The following is a 15,603-nucleotide window of genomic DNA, read 5'->3' as shown; positions in this document are numbered from 1 at the left end:
TCCGGCGCGCCTGCAGCCAACCCGCGCCTCAGTCGTCCTTCTCGCCGGCCTCGTACAAGGTTTCGCGGCCCATGCGGTCGAGCACGAGTTCCGCGGTCCACGGCAGCATCAGCGCACCGCAGCGGCTGTCGCGGTACAGCCGCTCCAGCGGCAGGTGCTTCATCATGCTCTGGCCGCCGCAGGTGCGGATCGCCAGCCGCGCGATGTCGTTTGCCCCTTCCATCACCGTGTACTGCGCCGCATAGAGGCGCATGCGCTCGTCCTTCGACGGATTCGGCCGTGCCTCCAGCACCGCACGCAGGAAGATGCTGCGCATCTGCTCCAGCTGGATGCGCATCTGCGCCACCGCGATCTGCTTGGTCGGGTACATGCGCCGCTTGACCGGTGGCTCGCCGGGCACCTCGCCGCGCAGGTACTGCACGGTGAAGTCGTAGGCCGCGTTGGCCACCCCCAGGTAGGTCGGCGCGAGCGTGAAGAACATCGCCGGCCAGGTCTGCGCACCCTTGAAGTAGACGCCGCGCGGCATCAGCTGCTCGTCGTCGCTGACGAACACGTCCTTGAACGTGAGGTTGCGGCTGACCGTGCCGCGCATGCCCAGCGGGTTCCAGTCGCCGCTGATGGCGAAGCCCTCGCTCGTGGCCGGCACCGCCAGGTACAGGGTGTCGCGCGCGTCGGGATGCTGGTCGCCCTTGTCCTCGGTGCACAGAACGCCGTAGTAGTCGGCCGCGCCGGAGAGCGAGGCGAAGATCTTGCGGCCGTTGACCAGCCAGCCGCCGTCCACCTTGCGCGCCGTCGTGCCGAAGGGGGCACGGCCTGCCGCGGCCGCACTGCCCTCGGAGAAGGGCTGCGCATAGAGGGCGCCGTCCCGCACGACGCGGCGGAAGTGCAGCTCGCGGCGCTGCGCATGCTCCGCCCGCTGGGTCTCGTTCATGGGGATGCCGTCGGCCAGCACGCCGGTCCACATCGTCGAGCAGATGTGCATGTTGTAGGTGAGCGCGGTGGCGCCGCAGAAGCGGCCGATCTCCGCGGCGACCATCATGTAGGTGGCGTAGTCCGCGCCGAGGCCGCCATGGCTTTCGGGGACGCACAGCTTCAGCAGGCCCGCGCGGCGCAGGTCCTCGTAGTTGGCGAACGGAAAGCTGGCCTCCTCGTCCCACTGTGCGGCACGCGGCGCGAAGTGGGTGCGCCCGAGTTCGTTCGCCAGGGCGAGCAGCGATCGCTGCTTGGCAGTGAAGGCGTGGTCGCCCACGGCGGGCGTGAAGTCCAGGCCGGGCAGCGCGTCCATGGCGTCTCCTTGGGTGGGCCGCTCAGTGCAGCAGCGGTTCGGGCAGGTCGAGGAAGTTGAGCAGCAGGGCGTCGAAGTCGTCGGGGGCTTCGAGGTTCAGCAGGTGGCCCACGCCCTTCATCTCGATGAAGGTGCTGTGCGCGATCGCATCGGCCATCTTCTTCATCACGGCCGGCGGCGCGTTGCGGTCGTGCTCGCCGGCGATCAGCAGCGTGGGCACCAGGATGTTCGGCAAGTTGGCGCGCCGGTCGAAGGTGACGATGCACTCCAGGGCCCGGCGGTAGGTGGCGGCAGGCACCAGGCCCATGCAGTGCGTGGCCAGCCGCACGCCCTCCGGCAACGACCCGGGCCCCACCATCTGCGGCACCAGCGTCTGGGCGAGGTCCACCATGCTCTGGCCCGCGTCCAGGGGCGCCGTGCGCTGCGCGATGAACTCGCGCTGCCAGTCGCCATCGGGCTTGCCGAAGGCCGGCGAGGTGCCGCACAGCACGAGCCGCTTGACCAGGTCGGGCCTGCGTGCCACCACTTCCTGCGCGACCATGCCGCCCATGCTGTGCCCGAGCAGGATCACCTGCTCGCACTTGAGGCTTTCGATCAGCTGGATGCAGCTTTGCGCCAGCCCCTTGAAGGTGTAGGGCTCGATCGGCGCGCTGTGGCCGTAGCCGGGCATGTCCCAGGCGACGGCGCGGTAGCCGGCCGTGGCCAGCGTCTCCACTTGCGGCGCGAAGGCGAGGTGGCCGCCGCCGATGCCATGCAGCATCAGTACGGTGGGTCCGCCGCCGAGCGTGGTGAACGCGGGAACGGACGTCATGCCAGGAGCTGCCCCGCCTCCACGACGGTGGCGCCGTCGAGGCGGATGGTGCAGTGGCGCAGCGGCAGGTCGAAGTGGCCCAGGGTGTGCCGTCCCGCGACTTCGTTGGCGCCCGTGCTGTAGAGGAAATTGCCGGCGAAGGCGCGCAGCTCGGTGCCGTTGAAGTCGCGCTTGTCGTACAGCGCCATGCTGTCCCAGCGCGCGGCCTTGTTGAGGCCATAGCCCACGTGGCTCACGGCATAAGCTTCACGGTCGCCCCAGGCCGCGATGTAGCTGCGCATCAGGTCGGCGTCGACTCCGGTGCCGTCGATGCGCGTGACGTAGTCGCGCTCGATGCGCAGCGTCACCGGCTTTTCCAAGTAGCGCTTGAAGGTGAGGTTGACGTCGCCCTCGGCCAGCACCAGCGTGCCGTCGACGCTGCCCGCCGCCGGGAAGGCCAGCGCCAGCCCGCCCGGCCAGTGGGTCATGGTGCCCGGTCGCGTGCTGTAGCCCCAGTTGCCGCCGCACACCGCGCCCTGCAGGGAGACCGTGAGGTCGGTGCCGGCAGGCGAGGTGACGCGCATCTCCCGGGTGGCGCGCAGCCGCTTGACGTGCTCCTTGACCAGCGGCTCCAGCGCCGCGTCCGGCACCAGGCGCGCGAGCGCTTCGGGATGTTCGTTGCTCACGTACAGGACGCGCGCCCCGCCCTTGAGGATCGTGGGCAGTTCCGGCGCATGCATCAGGCCTTCGACGGTGCAGTCCACCACCAGCGTGCTGGCGGCCAGCGCGGACACCACCGGATCGATTTGCCGCAGGACTGGCGAGGCGCCGGTGGAACGCGCAACCGGCATCCCGGAACCGAACACGCTGGGCAGCAGGATGCTGAACACCTGTGCGCCGCGCCGGGCGGCCGCCAGGCGCGCGAGTTCGGGCAGGATGGGACGGCTCTGGGATTCGCTCAGGACGGCGACGGTGTCGCCGGGCTGCAGGGCGCAGCGGCCCAGCACGGCGTCGAAAGCCTCCAGCCACGCGGGTTCAATGGTTTCCTGCAGCATGTCGGTGCGCCGTCCGGTGTTGTTTCATAATACATGAAAATTCATGCAATCGAGCCCCCGATGAACCCGCCGCGCCAGGCCCAGCCGCCGAGCTTCTCGCCCCAGGAATTCCGGTCGGCGCTGGGCATGTTCGCCACCGGGGTGACCATCGTCACCGCCCGCACCGCCGACGGCAAGGTGGTCGGGCTCACGGCCAACTCCTTCAACTCGGTGTCGCTCACGCCGCCGCTGGTGCTGTGGAGCCTGTCGCGGGCGGCCGCGTCCATGCCGGCGTTCAGCGCCGGCTCGCATTACGCGATCAACGTGCTGGCGGCCGACCAGATGCCGCTGGCCGAACGCTTTGCCACCAAGGGCGCCGACCGCTGGAGCGGCGTCACCTTCGACGAAGGCCTGGGCGGCGCGCCGCTGCTGCACGGCGCGGCAGCCACCTTCGAGTGCTTCAACCGCAGCCGCTACGAGGAAGGCGACCACGTCATCTTCGTGGGCGAGGTGGAGCGCTGCGCGCACCGCACCGGCGCGTCGCCGCTGCTGTTCCACGGCGGCCGCTACTACACGGAGCATCCGCTGTGAGCGCCGCACGGTCGTCCGAAGGCGCCCGACCCCTGCGCAAGCCGGTCGGTGGCCTCCTGACGTCCGGCGGCGAGCGCTTCGTCGACGGCTACCTGGGCTACCTGCTCGGGCAGGCGAACCATGCGCTGTACAAGGATTTCGACAGCCACGTGCGCGCCGCCGGCCTCAGCTCCATCGAATGGCGCGTTCTGGCCACGCTGCACGATTCGGCGCCGCTCACCATCAGCCAGCTGGCGCACGAGGTGCTGTCCAAGCAGCCCACCGTGACCAAACTCGTGCAGCGCATGGCGGACCAGGGATGGGTGACGCTGCTGGCCGATCCCGCCGACCAGCGCCGCACGATGGTCACCGCCAGCGCCAGCGGCAAGCGGCTGGTGAGACCGCTGCTGGAGAAGGCGCGCGCACATGAATGCGAAATGCTGCGTGCGCTCGCCGTCCCGGAGCAGGCGGCGCTGAAGAAGCTGCTGGCCAAGCTCGCGCGGGGCTAGGAGCCTGCGCGGCAGAGAAACAGCCCGCGTTGGCTACCATCGCGCGATGCGCGAACGAAAAGAAAACCTCGACGCCCTCGCCGTCGCCCTGCTCCTCGCGTGCTGCCTGTTCTGGGGCTTCCAGCAGATCCTGATCAAGTCCACCGTCGGCGAAGTGCCGCCGCTGTGGCAGGCCGCGATCCGTTTCGCCGGCGCCACGGTGCTGCTGGGGGCGTGGTGCGCGGCGCGCGGCATCCGGCTGTTCGAGCGGGACGGCACCCTGCCCGCCGGGCTGCTCGCGGGCGCCCTGTTCGCCGGCGAGTTCACCTGCATCTACCTGGGGCTGCGCGACACGGCGGCATCGCGCCTGACCGTGTTCCTCTACACCTCGCCCTTCGTGGTCGCGCTGCTGCTGCCGCGCATCGTCCCTTCGGAGAAGCTGCGCCCCGCGCAATGGCTCGGGCTCACCATCGCCTTTGCGGCGGTGGCGCTGGCCTTCAGCGAAGGCTTCACCGGCCGCAGCACGCCCCGGCAGCTGCGCGGCGACGCGCTGGCCCTGTGCGCCGGCCTGCTGTGGGGACTGACCACGCTGGTGATCCGCGGCTCGAAGATGGCGAGTGCCAGCGCGGAGAAGACGCTGTTCTACCAGGTGGCGGTGACGGCCGCGGCCGCACCGCTGCTGTCGCTGGCGCTGGGCGAAACCTGGTCGCTGCATTACTCCGGCCATGCCTGGCTGTCGATCGCACTCCAAACCGTGATCGGCGCCTTCGCCAGCTACCTCGCGTGGATGTGGATGCTGCGGCACTACCCCGCGACACAGCTGTCCTCCTTCACCTTCCTGGCGCCGCTGTTCGCGCTGCTGTTCGGCGTGCTGCTGCTCGACGAAAAGCTCACGCTGCAACTGCTGGTCGCACTCACCGCGGTGGCGGCGGGCATCGTGCTGGTGAATCGCAAGAGGACGGGCGTGGGCCCGAACGATCGTAGGCTGGGGTGACGTAGGAACTCCAGCTTGCGCGCCGACAATGCTGGGGTTCGCTGACGCTCACCGCCAGCCTACGGCTCTTGCCGTCACCGCCACCGGAATGCTCAAGATGCAAACCGCGGATCGAGGTCCCAGGCCCAGCGCAGCATCGCCTGCCACAGCAGCGTGTTCTGGTCGCCCTTGCGCGCGGTGGCGTCGTATTGCGCGGAAGCACGCTGCGCGATCTCGTCGCGCGGCTGCAGCAGCCGCGCACCGGTGGCCTGCGCCGCCACCTGCACCTCGCAGGCGCGCTGCAGCATGTAGTGCTCGGCAAACGCGTCGCCGACCGTGTGACCGCACACCAGCAGGCCGTGGTTGCGCAGGATCATCACGTTGCGGTCGCCCAGGTCGGCCGCCAGCCGCCGGCACTCCTCGCGGTCCAGCGTGATGCCTTCGAAGTCGTGGTACGCCACGCGGCCCGCATAGAACATCGCGTTGAAGCTCAAGGGCAGCAGCCCGTCCGCCTGGCAGGCCACGACCTGCCCCGCCGTGGTGTGCGTGTGCATCACGCAGTGCGCATCGGCGCGCGCCGCGTGCACGGCGCTGTGCACGATGATGCCGGCGGGGTTCACGTCCCACGCGCTCGGCTCCACCTTGCGGCCGTCCAGGTCGATCTTCACCAGCTTGCTGGCCGTGATCTCCCGGTACATCAGGCCGAAGGGATTGATCAGGAAGTGGTCCGTGTCCGGCACGCGCACGGTCAGGTGGTTGTAGATCAGTTCGTGCCAGCCCAGCTGCGCGAACAGCCGGTAGGCCGCGGCGAGCTCGCAGCGCAGCTGCCACTCGGCCGTCGGCATGGCGGCGGGCCGACGCTTCTGGAACTCTTCCCCGGGCGCCGCGTTCACGCCATGCCGATCTGGTGTGGCTTGCGCGCAATCGCGGGCGCCGCTGCCTGCTGGGTGGCGAGCTCCGCCTGCTCCTGCGCGACGAGCTTGGCGAATGTCATGCGGAAGTGGGACAGCGCCGCGTCCGAGGCGATGGCCTGCAGTTCGAAGCTGGGGTCGCTGTCGATCACGACTTGCTGCGCCTCGATCAGGTGCTTGTCTTCCATGAAGCCCTCGATCAGGCTTTGCTGCAGCGAGCGCGAGATGTTGACGTCGTCGCCCTCCCAGTTGTTCAGGTAGGTCCAGAAGAAGTGCGTGGTGCGGCGCGTCTCCGGCGTCATGAACTGGCAGTTGCGGTACTCGCGCGTGCCTTCGCGGTTGCCCTTCTCCGAGCCGCTGCCGGCCGGCGAGAACATCGACTCCAGGAAGAAGATGCCGGGGATGTGCATGTGGCCGATGTTGCGGCGGTCCACGTGCCGGTCCTTCTCCGCGGCCGGCAGCACCTTGCGGTGGAACGGCGGCGGCGCGGCGTCCATGTGCCAGCGCTCGACGCGGAATCCGCGCGGCAGCCGCTCGACCGTCACCGGCTTGGTGACGTAGGCGTACTCCTCGGAGCCGCCCAGGGTCTTGGTGTGCACGAAGGCCAGGTGCGCGAAGTCGGACAGGTTGTCGACGATCAGCAGCCAGTTGGCGTCGTAGTGCATGTAGTCGGGAATGCCCTTCCACTGCGGGTCGCGCAGGTAGGGGAAGTCGATGATGTCGGCGGGATCGGCCAAGGCCGGATCGCCCATCCAGATCCACACGAGATGGTCCTTCTCGACCACCGGATAACTCTTCACGCCCAGCTTGGGCGGAATCACTTCCTGCCCGGGGATCTGGATGCACTTGCCGGTGGGATCGAACTTGAGGCCGTGGTACATGCAGCGGACGCAGTCGCCTTCGCGCCGGCCCAGGTGCAGCGGCACGCCGCGGTGGCAGCAGCGGTCCTGCAAGGCCACGACCTTGCCGGACTCGCTCTTGTAGAGCAGCACGGCCTCTTCCAGGAGGGTCCGCGGCAGCATCCTGCCATCGATGAGTTCGTGGTCCCAGGCAGCGACGTACCAGCAATTCTTCAGGAACATGGGGTTCTCCAGCGGGCAGGCGCCCGCACGGTTGGGGATGTGACAATCGTAGGAAGTGCCTTGATGCGGATCAATGGTGCGGCATGGCCGCTGTGTTCCGAATCCTGAACAATGAACTGGGACGACTTCGACGCTTTTTGCCAGGTGGTGGACCACGGCGGCTTCACCGCCGCGGCCCGGGTGCTCGATCGCCCGAAGTCCAGCCTGAGCGCTTCGGTGTCGCGGCTGGAGACGCAGTTGGGCACACGCCTGCTCGAGCGCACCACGCGGCAGCTGCGGCTCACCGAGGCGGGAGAGTCGCTCTACCGCGATATCTCCAAGCCTTTCGCCCAGTTGCGCGAGCGCGCGGTGGAGGCGCTGGCCCAGGGCGGGACCGTGCAGGGCACGCTGCGGGTCGCGGCGCCCTACGAGTTCGGCGCACACCACCTGGCCTCGGTCGCCTGTCGCCTGATGCAGGAGCATCCGGCACTGAAGGTGCATATCGACGTCGAGCACGCGCGGGTGGCGCTGTTCGAGCGCAACTACGACCTGGTGTTCTCTTCGATCGAGCAAAGCTTCGCGCCGTCCACCGTCGTCACGCGCCGGGTGTACTCGCTGGAGCGCGGGCTGTTCGCTTCGCCGCAGCTGCTGGCCGGGCATGCGCCGCCCGCGCATCCCGAGGAACTGAATGCCCTGCCCCTGCTGGGCGGCGGTGACGAACAGGGCTGGACCTTCACGCATGCCGACGGCAGCACGGCGGAGGTGGAAGTGCGCAATCCGCGCCTGCGCAGCGGCAACGCGGAGGTTCGCCTGAAAGCGGCGATGGCGGGCATCGGTGTCGCCCGCATCACGTCCACGTTCTGCGCCGACGCGCTGGCGCAAGGCAGGCTGGTGCAGCTGCTGCCCGCCTGGAGCTGCACGCCGCTGCGCATCCACGCGCTGCTGCCGGGACGCAGGCTGGTGCCCGCCAAGGTGCGCGCCTTCCTGGACCTGCTGGAACTGGAAGCGCAAGGGAGCTTGTAGGCTGGCGTCCTGAGCGCCACACGCCGGAGTTGTAGGCTGGAGGTGAGCGCCGCAGGCCGAACCCCAGCGAATCATCTGGAAGAGCGCTTGGCGCATCGCTGGGGTTCGCCTCCGGGCTCACCGCCAGCCTGCGACCCATTCGGCCCGCCGGCCAGTTACGACGCCGCGCGCTCCTTCGCGAAGGCGACATACCAGTCCAGGCAATGCGGGTTGGCCATCGCGTCGCGGTTGACCACCTTCTCGATCGGGTGACCCAGCAGCAGCTTCTTGATCGGCAGTTCCTGTTTCTTGCCGGACAGCGTGCGTGGAATCTCCGGCACCTGCAGGATTTCGTCGGGCACGAAACGCGGGCTGAGCGCGGTGCGGATGGCGCCGGCGAGTTTGGCCTTCATCGCATCGTCCAGCGCGATGCCTGGGCGCAGCACCACGAACAGCGGCATGTAGCTCTCGCGGCCCAGGAACTCGAGGTCCACCACCATCGAGTCCATCACCTCGGGCAGGGCTTCGACCGCGCTGTACAGCTCGCTGGTGCCCATGCGCAGGCCGTGGCGGTTGATGGTCGCGTCGCTGCGGCCGTAGATGACGCAGCCGCCGTCGGTCCCGATCCTGAGCCAGTCGCCGTGGCGCCAGACACCGGGGTACATGTCGAAATAGCTCGACAGATAGCGCTGGTTGCCGGGATCGTTCCAGAAGCCGATCGGCATCGAGGGAATGGGCCGGGTGCACACCAGCTCGCCCACTTCGCCGATCACCGGCTCGCCGTGTTCGTTCCACGCCTCGACCGCGCAGCCCAGTTCGCGGCACTGCATCTGGCCCGGCACCTGCGGCAATTCGCGATTGCCGCCGATGAAGGCGCCGGCGAAGTCGGTTCCGCCGGAGATGTTGCACCACCAGATGTCGGGCACGCCCAGCTTCTGGAATTCGCGCGTGCCCCAGCGCTGCGCTTCTTCCGACAGCGGCGAGCCCGTCGTGCCGAGCGCGCGCACCGTCTTCAGTCCCGGGTACTGAGACAGGTCGACGCCGGCCTTCAGGCAGTTGGCGAAGAAGGCGGCGCCGGCGCCGAAGAAGGTGACGCCCAGCTCGGAGGCAAAGCGCCACAGCACGCCCCAGTCGGGCTTGTCCTTGCTGCCCCCGGGATTGCCGTCGTAAATGCAGCAGGTGGTGCCGGAGAGCAGCCCCGCCAGCTGCGCGTTCCACATCACCCAGCCGGTGGAGCTGTACCAGTGGTAGCGCTCGCCCCAGCTGTTGGGGTCGTAGCTGCAGCCCACGTCGTTGTGCAGCGCGCCCGCGCCCATCATCACCAGCGTGATCCCGCCGTGACCGTGCACGATCGGTTTCGGCAGGCCGGTGGTGCCGCTGGAATAGACGATCCACAGCGGATGGTCGAAGGGCAGCCACAGCGGCTCGAAGGCGTCGACCTCGGGGCCGCTGCGTGCCAGCGCATCGGTCAAGTCGGTGAATGCCGGCAGCTGCCCGGTGTCGATGCCCAGGTTGCGGTGGATCAGCACGTGCCGCACCGAAGGCAGCGCGGCCTGCAGTTCCGCCACCACGCCGGTGCGGTCGAAGTCGCGTCCGCCGTAGCTGACGCCGTCGCAGGCGATCAGCATCTTCGGCGCGATCTGCTGGAAGCGGTCGAGCACCGCGTTGGTCCCCATGTCGGGCGCGCAGATGCTCCACACACCGCCCAGGCTCACGACGGCAAGGAAGGCGATCATCGCCTCCGGGATGTTGGGCAGGTAGGCCGCCACGCGGTCGCCGGGCTGCAGGCCCTGCGAGCGCAGGTGCAATGCCAGCGAGGCGACCTGCCGCTGCAGTTCGGGCCACGAGAGCTCGTGCTGCTCGCCCTTCTCGTTGCGGCTGATGACTGCGGGAAAGCCCGCGGCATGCGCCGGCCGCACGTGGCGCAGCACCTGCCGCGCGTAGTTGAACTGGGCGCCCTCGAACCACTTCGCGCCGGGCATGCGGTCGGCCGAAAGGACTTGGCGGTGTGGCGTCGGCGACTGCAGCTCGAAGTAGTCCCAGAGGCTTTGCCAGAACGCCTGCAGGTCGCGCACCGACCATTCCCACAGGGCCTGGTAGGTGTCGAAGGACAGGCCGCGCGTGTCGCGCAGCCAGTCCTGGTATCGGCGGATCCGGGGAACGTACGGTGCGGCGCTCATGCGGGCAGATTAGCATCGGCCCCAGTGCCGGCCAAAGGAGGTTTCCCCATGCCCAGGAAGTTCGTCGACCTGTCCATCTACCTCGAGAACGACGTGCTGTCGGACCCGCCGGCGTTCGCGCCGAAGATCGAGTACTTCACGCACGAGAACACCTTTTCGCAGATCGCCCCGTTCTTCCCCGGGCTGCGCAAGGAGGACCTGCCCGATGGCGAGGGCTGGGCCGTGGAGCGGGTGAGCCTGTCCACGCACAACGGCACGCACCTGGATGCGCCCTACCATTTCCACTCCACCATGAACCGCAAGCTGGGGGAAAAGGAACGGGCGATCGCGATCGATGAGGTGCCGCTGGAATGGTGCTTCCAGCCCGCGGTGAAGCTCGACTTCCGCCACTTCGTAGACGGCTACGTGGTCACCGCGCACGACGTGGAGGACGAACTGCAGCGCATCGGCCACGCGCTGCAGCCGCTGGAGATCGTGGTCGTCAACACGCGGGCCGGCTCCCGCTACGGGCAACCGGATTACGTGGCTTCCGGCTGCGGCATGGGCTACGAGGCGACCATGTATCTGCTGGAGCGAGGCGTGCGGCTGACCGGCACCGACGCCTGGAGCTGGGACGCGCCCTTCGTGCACACCGCGCAGAAGTACGGCGCGAGCCACGACGCCGCGCTGATCTGGGAAGGCCACAAGGCCGGCCGCGACATCGGCTACTGCCACCTGGAGAAGCTGCACAACCTGGAAGCGCTGCCGGCCGACGGCTTCTACATCAGCTGCTTTCCGCACAAGATCCGCGGCGCGTCGGCCGGGTGGACGCGGGCAGTCGCAATCTTCGACGACGCGCTGATGGTCTCCCGCTGACGTGGATTTGCAATTTCGCACGGGCGTGCTATTCTGCACGCCATGGACGCCCGCACCCAGAAAAGCGAACTGACCCGCGCCGCCATCGTCGGCGCGGCGCTGGACCTGGCCGCGGCCGAGGGCCTGGAGTCGATCACGCTGCAGGCGGTGGCCGACCGCATCGGCCTGTCCAAGAGCGGCGTGTTCTCCCGCGTCGGCTCGCGCGAGGCGCTGCAGACCGCGGTGATCGAGGAGTTCGGCCGCCGCTTCATCGCCGATGTGTTCCTGCCGGCCATGCAGCAGCCCAAGGGCCTGCCGCGCCTGAACGAGATCGTGCGCCGGTGGATCCTGCGCACGCGCGACGTCGAAGCGAAGCAGGGCTGCATCTTCACCGCCGGCGCCTTCGAGCTGGACGACCGCGAGGGCGCGCTGCGCGATTTCCTGTTGGGTGAGGTGACGCGCTGGCGCGCGGCGCTGCGCCGCAGCGTGCTGCAGGCGATCGACGCCGGGCACCTGAAGGCCGATACCGACCCCGAGCAACTGGTGGGCGAGATCTACGGTCTCGCCATGGGCCTGCTGCACGACATCCGCTTCCTGCGCGACAGCCGCGCCCCCGAGCGCGCGCAGCGCACCTGGGAGCGGCTGGTGAAGACCTACCAACGCTGACATCCGATCCGGAACCGTCCCGTCGCCCTTCCCTGTCCACATTTCGCACGACTGTGCGAAGAAAGGAAAGATCATGCTGGCCCTCCTCACCCTCGCCGCCCTCTATGGCGGCTGGCGCATCGTGCATTCGGCCGTGCAGGTCGTGCGCAAGCTGCCGCGCAGCAACCTCGACTTCATCTTCTTCTGAAGGAGCGCGTGATGAACACCCGCAGCGCGGTGGATGCCACCGCCGGTTACTACCAGGGCAGCACGGGCCTGCGCCTGTTCCGCGCCCTGCTCGGCGCCTCGCAGAAAGTGTGGCCGGCCCTCGCGGTGCGCGCCGCCGCGCGCCTGTTCGCCACTCCGCTGCCGCCGAAGTGGCTGCAGCGCAAGGGCGCCTGGGACGCGTCCTGGCAGATCACCCACTGGCCGTTCGAGCAGGCGGAGCTCACGCTCCATGCGCAGCCCGCCGCGCCGCATGGACCGGTCGCGCTGCTGGTGCACGGCTGGGGCGGGCATGCACGGCAAATGCTGCAGCTGGCGGACACCCTGGCGCAGCAAGGGTATCGGCCGGTGCTGCTGGAGATGCCCGCACACGGCCGCAGCCGCGGCAGCTGGAGCAACCTGCCGCAGTTCGCGCGCGCCATCGACTACGCGATCGGGCGCCTACAGCAGGAAGGCCATCGCGTCGGCCTGCTGGCGGGCCATTCGCTGGGCGCCAACGCGGCGGCCTATGCCACGAGCCGCGGCCTGGCCATCGACAAGCTGGTGCTGCTGGCGCCGCCGGCCTCGCCGCGCGCCTACACCCGCTACTTCGCCCAGGTGTTCGGCCTGAGCGAGGCCACGCGCGCCGGCATGCAGCGGCGCATCGAGGCGAGCGAGGGCGTGCTGATGCAGCACTTCGAGGCGCGCGCGGTGTCGCCGCGCATCTCCGTGCCGACCCTGGTGGTGCACGACCGCGAGGACCGCATCAACGCCTTCGCCGACGGCCAGGCCTATGCGCATGCCATCCAGGGCGCGCAGCTGGTCGCGACCGAGGGCCTGGGCCATCGCCGCCTGCTCAAGGAGCCGCGCGTGCTCGCACAGGTCGCGGTGTTCGCCTCGCACTGAGGTCGGCCTCGAGGAATTCGCCCCGCCAGCGAGGGACTGGCTTGCGCGAAGTCCGCGTTCCGTGCGCACGGGCGCGCGCCTTGCGCGGCACGAACATTGCACCTAGCATCGCTCGACTTCAAGGAGGGCGAGAGATGGGAATGTTCGACTGGACGGAGCGGCCGGCCTCGGTGCTGCAACAAGGGGGCGTGATCGCGCCCGATGAACGCCTGCCCTGGCCGCAGACCGCCGTCATGGGCGTGCAGCACGTGATCGCGATGTTCGGGGCCACGGTGCTGGCGCCCATCCTCATGGGCTTCGATCCCAACATCGCCATCCTCATGAGCGGCATCGGCACGCTGCTGTTCTTCGCCATCACCGGCGGCAAGGTGCCCAGCTACCTGGGCTCCAGCTTCGCCTTCATCGGCGTGGTGATCGCGGCCACTGCCTATGCGGGCAAGGGCGCCAACACCACATCGGGGTGGCGCTGGGCGGCATCATCGCCTGCGGCGTCGTCTACGCGCTGATCGGCGCGCTGGTGCACGCGGTGGGCACGGGATGGATCGAGCGCTTCATGCCGCCCGTGGTGACCGGCTCGGTGGTCGCGGTGATCGGCCTGAACCTCGCTGGCATCCCGGTGAAGAACATGGCGGCCAACAACTTCGACAGCTGGATGCAGGCCGTCACGTTCGTGTGCGTCGGGCTGGTCGCCGTGCTCACGCGCGGCATGGTGCAGCGGCTGCTGATCCTGGTGGGCCTGCTGCTCGCCAGCATCGTCTACGGCATCCTCACCAACGGCATGGGGCTGGGCAAGCCGATCGACTTCTCCGGCGTCGCCAACGCTGCCTGGCTGGGCGCGCCGAATTTCTCGGCCCCGGTGTTCAGCGGGCCGGCCATGCTGCTGATCGCACCGGTCGCGATCATCCTGGTCGCGGAGAACCTGGGCCACATCAAGGCCGTCACCGCGATGACGGGCCGCAACCTGGACCAGTACATGGGCCGCGCCTTCCTGGGCGACGGCGTCGCCACCGTGGTGAGCGGCTTCGCCGGCGGCACCGGTGTGACGACCTACGCCGAGAACATCGGCGTGATGGCCGCGACCAAGATCTATTCGACCGCCGTCTTCCTGTTCGCCGCGCTCGTCGCGGTGGTCCTCGGCTTCTCGCCCAAGTTCGGCGCCGTGATCCAGGCGATCCCGCTGCCGGTGATGGGCGGCGTGTCGATCGTGGTGTTCGGCCTGATCGCGGTCGCTGGCGCCAAGATCTGGGTCGACAACCGCGTGGACTTCTCGCAGAACAAGAACCTGATCGTCGCCGCCATCACCCTGGTGCTGGGCACCGGCGACTTCACGCTCAAGTTCGGCGCCTTCGCGCTCGGTGGCATCGGCACCGCCACCTTCGGCGCGGTGCTGCTCTACGCGCTGCTGAACCGCAGCAGCTCGCGGGGCGTGTCGGTGGCGGATGCGCCGAACGTGGAGACCCCCACGCGCTGAGCCGCAGGAGGGCCGTCGAGCCGGGGCGCTTTTCTGGGGTATCGTCCCCGCATGGCCATCTGGACCCGCCCCATCTCGATCGCAGCGCTCACCGCGAGCCACAAGGACACCGCCCCGGAGCACCTGGGCCTCGAGTTCATCGAGGTCGGTGACGATTTCATCCGGGCGCGGGTCCCGGTCGACCATCGCACGCGGCAACCGTACGGGCTGCTGCACGGCGGCGTCAGCGTGGTGCTGGCGGAGACCCTGGGCTCCTGCGGCGCGATCTACTGCGCGCCGCCCGGCCACCGCGTGGTGGGCCTGGACATCAATGCCAATCACATCCGTGCCGCCACCTCGGGCTGGGTGACCGGCAAGACCACGCCGGTCCACGTCGGCCGCAGCACGCAGGTGTGGGCGATCGAGCTGCACAACGACGCGGGCGAGCTGACCTGCGTCTCCCGCATCACGATGGCGGTGCTGGCGCCACGGTAGGCCCGGTAGGCTGGGGTGACGCAGGAACCCCAGCGATGCGCGCAAGCGCTGGGGTTCGGCTGCGCGCTCACCGCCAGCCTACGAATTCCGCGCCAGCCGCTCGCTTTTCCAGTACACGTCGTCGCCGCCGTTCATGCGGTTGAACACGCGCGCCAGCACGAACATCAGGTCGGAAAGCCGGTTGAGGTACTGGCGCGGGGCTTCGCGCAAGGTCTCCTCCGCGTCCAGCGCCACCACCGCGCGCTCGGCGCGCCGCGCGACCGTGCGGCAGACATGCGCCTGCGCCGCCGCGCGGTTGCCCGCCGGCAGGATGAACTCTTCCAGCTTGGGCAACTGGCCGTTGTAGTGCGCGAGCGCCTCGTCGAGCGCGATCACCGCGTCCGCCTTGAGCAGTTCGAAACCGGGGATGGAGAGTTCGCCGCCGAGGTTGAACAACTGGTGCTGGATCTCCACCAGCAGTTCTCGCGCGGCGTCCGGCAGCTGCTCGCACAGCAGCAGGCCGATGTGCGAGTTCAGTTCGTCGATGTCGCCCATGGCGTGCACCCGCAGGTGGCCCTTGGAGACGCGCGTGTTGTCCCCGAGCCCGGTGGTGCCGTCGTCCCCCGTGCGGGTTGCAATCTGGGTCAGCCGCTTGCCCATGGTGGTTCTCCTGTTGCGAAGATTGTGCGCGAAGCGGCTTTGCGGTCCCAGGGCAACCCTTCCCATTCAGGGAAGGGACACTCGCAAGCGCTCCGGCTGAGCAGCGGGGCCGTGCTACGGGGGGAAAGGGCCACGA

The 15,603-nt window shown here is 68.9% G+C and carries 15 protein-coding genes and 1 pseudogene; 9 read left to right on the top strand and 7 right to left on the bottom strand.

Features of this window, described 5'->3' with window-relative positions; genetic code table 11:
- Positions 1-28: 28 nt before the first annotated feature.
- Genes AC1DSA_RS04805 through AC1DSA_RS04795 form a run of 3 tightly spaced genes read right to left on the bottom strand, consistent with a single transcriptional unit; the run spans position 29 to position 3,130 of the window.
- Positions 29-1,285: an acyl-CoA dehydrogenase family protein gene (locus tag AC1DSA_RS04805; RefSeq protein WP_477886584.1), complete on the bottom strand. Its 1,257-nt coding sequence runs from the start codon at positions 1,283-1,285 to the stop codon at positions 29-31.
- Between the two features lie 22 nt (positions 1,286-1,307).
- On the bottom strand, positions 1,308-2,096 hold the full coding sequence (locus AC1DSA_RS04800; protein WP_477886582.1) for an alpha/beta fold hydrolase: 789 nt from the start codon (positions 2,094-2,096) through the stop codon (positions 1,308-1,310).
- Positions 2,093-3,130, bottom strand: coding sequence for a 2,5-dihydroxypyridine 5,6-dioxygenase NicX family protein (locus tag AC1DSA_RS04795; protein WP_477886580.1), 1,038 nt, complete (start codon positions 3,128-3,130; stop codon positions 2,093-2,095). The genes AC1DSA_RS04800 and AC1DSA_RS04795 overlap by 4 nt, the downstream gene beginning before the upstream one ends.
- Before the next feature lie 33 nt (positions 3,131-3,163).
- Here AC1DSA_RS04795 and AC1DSA_RS04790 point away from each other — a divergent pair, with 33 nt between their 5' ends.
- The 3 genes from AC1DSA_RS04790 to AC1DSA_RS04780 are packed head-to-tail and all read left to right on the top strand — an operon-like array spanning position 3,164 to position 5,161.
- Positions 3,164-3,700 (top strand): flavin reductase family protein, encoded by a 537-nt coding sequence (locus tag AC1DSA_RS04790; protein ID WP_477886578.1) that lies wholly within the window; start codon positions 3,164-3,166, stop codon positions 3,698-3,700.
- Positions 3,697-4,188: a MarR family winged helix-turn-helix transcriptional regulator gene (locus tag AC1DSA_RS04785; RefSeq protein WP_477886576.1), complete on the top strand. Its 492-nt coding sequence runs from the start codon at positions 3,697-3,699 to the stop codon at positions 4,186-4,188. Before AC1DSA_RS04790 ends, AC1DSA_RS04785 begins: the two co-directional genes overlap by 4 nt.
- A 46-nt stretch (positions 4,189-4,234) precedes the next feature.
- Positions 4,235-5,161, top strand: coding sequence for a DMT family transporter (locus tag AC1DSA_RS04780; protein WP_477886574.1), 927 nt, complete (start codon positions 4,235-4,237; stop codon positions 5,159-5,161).
- A gap of 92 nt (positions 5,162-5,253) precedes the next feature.
- Here the strand turns inward: AC1DSA_RS04780 and AC1DSA_RS04775 are convergent, their stop codons facing one another.
- Positions 5,254-6,033 (bottom strand): class II aldolase/adducin family protein, encoded by a 780-nt coding sequence (locus tag AC1DSA_RS04775; RefSeq protein ID WP_477886573.1) that lies wholly within the window; start codon positions 6,031-6,033, stop codon positions 5,254-5,256.
- Positions 6,030-7,133 (bottom strand): Rieske 2Fe-2S domain-containing protein, encoded by a 1,104-nt coding sequence (locus tag AC1DSA_RS04770; RefSeq protein WP_477886571.1) that lies wholly within the window; start codon positions 7,131-7,133, stop codon positions 6,030-6,032. The genes AC1DSA_RS04775 and AC1DSA_RS04770 overlap by 4 nt, the downstream gene beginning before the upstream one ends.
- Before the next feature lie 111 nt (positions 7,134-7,244).
- Between AC1DSA_RS04770 and AC1DSA_RS04765 the strand changes: the two genes are divergently transcribed.
- On the top strand, positions 7,245-8,135 hold the full coding sequence (locus tag AC1DSA_RS04765) for a LysR family transcriptional regulator (protein ID WP_477886569.1): 891 nt from the start codon (positions 7,245-7,247) through the stop codon (positions 8,133-8,135).
- 155 nt (positions 8,136-8,290) lie between these two features.
- Here AC1DSA_RS04765 and AC1DSA_RS04760 read toward each other — a convergent pair whose 3' ends face one another.
- The gene (locus AC1DSA_RS04760; protein ID WP_477886567.1) at positions 8,291-10,294 is read right to left on the bottom strand and encodes an acetoacetate--CoA ligase; all 2,004 of its coding nucleotides are present in this window, start codon (positions 10,292-10,294) and stop codon (positions 8,291-8,293) included.
- Between the two features lie 48 nt (positions 10,295-10,342).
- Here AC1DSA_RS04760 and AC1DSA_RS04755 point away from each other — a divergent pair, with 48 nt between their 5' ends.
- From AC1DSA_RS04755 to AC1DSA_RS04735, 5 genes and pseudogenes are all read left to right on the top strand, one after another.
- On the top strand, positions 10,343-11,149 hold the full coding sequence (locus tag AC1DSA_RS04755) for a cyclase family protein (protein ID WP_477886565.1): 807 nt from the start codon (positions 10,343-10,345) through the stop codon (positions 11,147-11,149).
- A 42-nt stretch (positions 11,150-11,191) separates the two neighbouring features.
- On the top strand, positions 11,192-11,794 hold the full coding sequence (locus AC1DSA_RS04750; protein ID WP_477886563.1) for a TetR/AcrR family transcriptional regulator: 603 nt from the start codon (positions 11,192-11,194) through the stop codon (positions 11,792-11,794).
- A 198-nt stretch (positions 11,795-11,992) separates the two neighbouring features.
- A complete protein-coding gene (locus AC1DSA_RS04745; protein ID WP_477886561.1) occupies positions 11,993-12,883 on the top strand; it encodes an alpha/beta hydrolase in 891 nt (296 codons plus the stop codon).
- 134 nt (positions 12,884-13,017) lie between these two features.
- Positions 13,018-14,354: pseudogene (locus tag AC1DSA_RS04740) on the top strand (solute carrier family 23 protein).
- 51 nt (positions 14,355-14,405) lie between these two features.
- Entirely contained in the window at positions 14,406-14,828 is a 423-nt protein-coding gene (locus AC1DSA_RS04735; RefSeq protein ID WP_477886559.1) for a hotdog fold thioesterase, read from the top strand.
- 78 nt (positions 14,829-14,906) lie between these two features.
- On the opposite strand, the gene AC1DSA_RS04730 is transcribed toward AC1DSA_RS04735, so the two are convergent.
- Positions 14,907-15,467 carry a cob(I)yrinic acid a,c-diamide adenosyltransferase gene (locus tag AC1DSA_RS04730; RefSeq protein ID WP_477886557.1) on the bottom strand — a complete coding sequence of 187 codons (561 nt, stop codon included), beginning with the start codon at positions 15,465-15,467 and terminating at the stop codon, positions 14,907-14,909.
- Between the last annotated feature and the right edge of the window lie 136 nt (positions 15,468-15,603).

The organism is Ramlibacter sp. P4_H7, assembly GCF_056400765.1.
Note: the sequence above shows the minus strand (reverse complement) of the source record. Positions and strands in the feature narration are given on the sequence as shown.